2 protein-coding genes are annotated in these 2,323 nt (G+C 67.5%); both read left to right on the top strand.

What is annotated here, in order from left to right:
- The coding region (locus Q8R75_RS02210) for a hypothetical protein (RefSeq protein WP_305611288.1) at positions 1-606 on the top strand (606 nt) is incomplete at its 5' end.
- Complete coding sequence (locus Q8R75_RS02205; RefSeq protein ID WP_305626038.1) at positions 603-2,315, top strand: ShlB/FhaC/HecB family hemolysin secretion/activation protein; 1,713 nt, start codon at positions 603-605, stop codon at positions 2,313-2,315. The genes Q8R75_RS02210 and Q8R75_RS02205, both read left to right, overlap by 4 nt.
- Positions 2,316-2,323 lie beyond the last annotated feature (8 nt).

Below are 2,323 nucleotides of genomic sequence, written 5' to 3'. Positions count from 1 at the left end.
AGCGGTCCGCTGCTGATGAACGTGACGGGCCCGCGCGGCGGCATGGCGCGCTGGGTCGATCTGACGTTTGACAGTCCGATCGGCACGCGCTTCGAGCGGCTGTATTCGCAGGACGCGCGGATCGAGACGGAACGTGGCTGGCTGGAGGTGCTGGATGGCCGGATCGACAACCAGGCGCGGTTCATCAACCCGCAGAGCAATGTGTACATGGACAACGTGACGACGGTGATCGAGCCGGCGGACATCCAGCTCAATGCGCCGGACGGGCAGTTTGCGCTGCGCCTGGAACGCTACCGTCTGGTGACCGACGAGCTTGCGCTGACGCGCAGCCCGCTGCATGAAGTGGTCAATCCGACGGACCCGGACAACAGCGGGCGGGAGGAGTCGCGCAGTGCGATCGAAGGGCGGGTGCCGAATCCGACGCGCCCGCAGGCGGTCAATGTGGTGCCGGCGCTGTCGCAGATCGCGATCAACATCCCGCTGGACATCCCGGCCGTGAATTCGGGCGAGGAAGAGACGGAAGAGGAAGCCGAAGCCCGCCGCCAGGCCGAGGACGAAGCGCAGAACGCCACCCCCGGCGAAACCCCGAAGGAGACCGCACAGTGAGGCGCGTACCCAGGCTGTTCATCAGACAAGCCCGCAGGACTGCGCTGGCCGCGGCCGCGCTGACGTGCGCGCTCGGTGCCGGCGTGGCGGCACAGGCGCAGGTGGCCCCGCAGCTGCCGCCGGCGGCCGACCCGGGCAGCATCCAGCAGCGCTCGCTGGAGCTGGAGCGTCGGCTGCGCGAAGAGCGCGAACAGCGCCCGGAATCCAGGCCGGATATCGACAGCGAAGGCCTCAAGCCTGCGCCAGCGAAGAAGCCGGCAGTGACGTCGAGATTCGTGCTCAAGCGCATCGACTTCACGAAGTCGGAGCTGCTGTCGGAGGAGACGCTGCGCGGGCTGGCGGCGACGGTGGAGGGGCGCGAAGTCACGCTGGCCGAAGTGGTCGAAGTGGTCGAGCGCATCAACACGCTGTACCGCGAGCGCGGCATCCCGACCGCGCAGGCGGTGCTGCCGGCGCAGGAAGTGGCCGATGGCAATGTGACGATCAAGCTGGTGGAAGGGCGTGTGGGTGACATTCTGCTCGAAGGGAACGCGAGCACGGCGGACCGCTTCATCCTGTCGCGGCTGGGCCAGACGAAGGGTGATCTGGCGGACGTGGGGGCGCTGGAGCGCAGCATGATGCGCTTCAACCGCAGCCAGGACGTGCAGCTGCGTGCGGAACTGAAACCGGGCGCGAAATTCGGCGAAACCGATCTGGCGCTGACGGCGGTGGAGCCGCGGAAGCACGAAATGCGGGTGTTCGCCGATACCAGCGGCAGCTACGCGACCGGCGTGTACCGGGCGGGTGTGTTCTACCAGAACCGCAGCCTGTTCGGCTTCCGGGACGCGTTGAGTGCGTCGCTGATCGGCGCGGAGACGGGCGGGCACGAAGGGCGCGCACTGTCATACAGCATTCCACTGGGCACGCTGGGCACGCGGCTCACGCTGTCGTGGTTCGAAGACCACACGCGGATCCGGAACGGCCCGTTCGCACCGCTGCGCATCCGGGGTGAATCGACGGCCTGGACGGCGCTGCTGCGCCACCCGTTGCTGATCGGGAAGAACTACCAGCTCGATGTGCTGGGCGGGGCGAAGAAGCGCAAGACGGAAAGCTGGATCGAGGGGCGCAAGTTCCAGTCGACCGACATTGAGGACGTGTCGGCGGGGGTGGATGCGCAGTGGTGGGAGAGCGACCGGATCTGGACCGGGTCGCTGACCTACTCGGCGGGGGATGCGGACCCGATCGACGATGTGGTGTCGACGTCATTCAAGATCTGGCGCGGCTCGGTGCGCCGGGTGCAGGAGCTGGGTGAGGGCTGGTCGGTGCACAACACGGTGGCCTTCCAGTACACGCGTGACGAGAACCTGACTTCGAGCGAGCAGTTCCTGATTGGTGGCGAGGGCAGTGTGCGGGGTTACCAGACGGGTCTGTTCAGTGGCGACAAGGGGTTGATCGCCTCGGTCGAGCTGCACCACCCGCTGCCGCAAGCGCCGGTGGCGCCGATCAGGACGAGCGGCTTCCTGTTTCTGGACTACGGCGCGGTGGAGCCGTTTCGTCCGCCGGAATCGACGCGCGGCAGCGACACGATGGCGAGCTACGGCTGGGGGCTGAACGCGAACATCGCGCAGAACATATCGGCGAGGGTGACGCTGGGGCTGCCGATCCGCGACCGTCCGCAGGAGCCGCGCGGCTACTACGTGCACGTGCAGGTCGTCGCCCAGGTGTTCTGATGCCGCCG

The sequence above is a fragment of the Methyloversatilis sp. genome (genome assembly GCF_030696805.1).
Taxonomy (GTDB): domain Bacteria; phylum Pseudomonadota; class Gammaproteobacteria; order Burkholderiales; family Rhodocyclaceae; genus Methyloversatilis.
This window is presented reverse-complemented; position numbering and strand designations above follow the sequence as displayed.